This window comes from Luteibacter sp. P4_E6 (assembly GCF_056401535.1).
The window spans coordinates 1-1,191 of the sequence record NZ_JBFUJE010000835.1; the positions used below are offsets into that span (position 1 = coordinate 1).

Sequence of the window (1,191 nt, forward strand, 5' to 3'; positions counted from 1 at the left end):
GTATAGACCTGGGCGAACCCGGGATCTGGAATAAGCGCCCAGGGGTCGATCAACGGCGTGGGCACGACGACCAGCTGCAATACATTCAGTTGGGCGCCGTATTGATGAGCCAGCCTACCGGCCAGTTCCAACGCGACGGCGTCGCCGGAGGTTTCCGTCAGCGCCACGGCAATGTCGCGCCAGGGCGATGGCATCGAGACATCGGCGGTATCGACAGCGGGCTGAACGATGGAAAGGGACATGGTCGTCTCCGGATCGTGAGGGAAAGGGTCAGTTGTAGGCGCCTGCGATCGGTCCGCCTTGACGCAGGTCAAGCCAACGCTCCCACCGAGACGGGCATCGCTGCTGCCTGGCAGGTCAGCAGCGGAACCCAGATGTGCGAAGCGACCCGACGGGCGCGCCGCCCATGACGTGAGCCCATGACGACAAGGTCGCATCCGGTATCGCGCAACGCGTCGAGAATGGCACGCTCGGGGTGCGGGTCATACGCGAGTCGGGTTTCGAACTTCACGCCCGCGTTCATTGCCATGGCGCGCGCACCGTTCAGGCTGGTCTCCGCCAATGCCGCGCATCCGGGATCGATGGCGGCTTCGGCGGTGCGGAACATGCGAGCAAGCCACATGCCGCCTTTCCACGGCATTGCCGCGTGCAGGAACACCACCGATGCGCCGGCCATCTGGGCAACCGCCAGACCGAGTGCGACGGCGTCATTACCCAGCAGTGACCCATCCGTACAGATGAGCACGCGATTGAAAGAGCGCCTGATCGACAGGGGCATGTCGCCGCGCGGCATGGTGCGTGCACAGGCGCGGCAGAGCAACAGCGTCTGTTCGTCGTTCTCGGCGAGCAGTCCAGGCACATCGCCATCCAGGGCCTCCGGGTGCAGTAGCGGGCGGTACGGATCAGCAGGTGCGCCTGACATGGTCAATCTCCGAGGCATTCGACAACCGATGGAAATCGAACATCGCGCGTACGTGAATGCACCGCCTTGACACACGTCAAGGCCGGTCAACTATTTCGAAACACGAAAGGACCGCCCAGTTGACGAAGGTCAATTGCTTCGCCATGGCACCGCGTAGAAAGGAGCCATCCTCACCGTAAGGAGTCCCCCATGGACACCACGACCACGCAAACGAGCGAACGCTCCCCCGCGCCGATGCAGACGTGTCTGCCGGATGTGGGCGATGTTCT

Annotated in this window: 2 protein-coding genes; both read right to left on the minus strand. The window is 63.4% G+C overall.

Going from position 1 to position 1,191, the window contains the following annotated elements; genetic code table 11:
• Nucleotides 1-242, minus strand: a 242-nt coding sequence (locus tag AC1DT2_RS23925) for a hypothetical protein (protein WP_477299183.1), incomplete at its 3' end; no start/stop codon positions are given.
• 68 nt (nt 243-310) lie between these two features.
• Complete coding sequence (locus AC1DT2_RS23930) at nt 311-922, minus strand: universal stress protein (protein ID WP_477299185.1); 612 nt, start codon at nt 920-922, stop codon at nt 311-313.
• Nucleotides 923-1,191 lie beyond the last annotated feature (269 nt).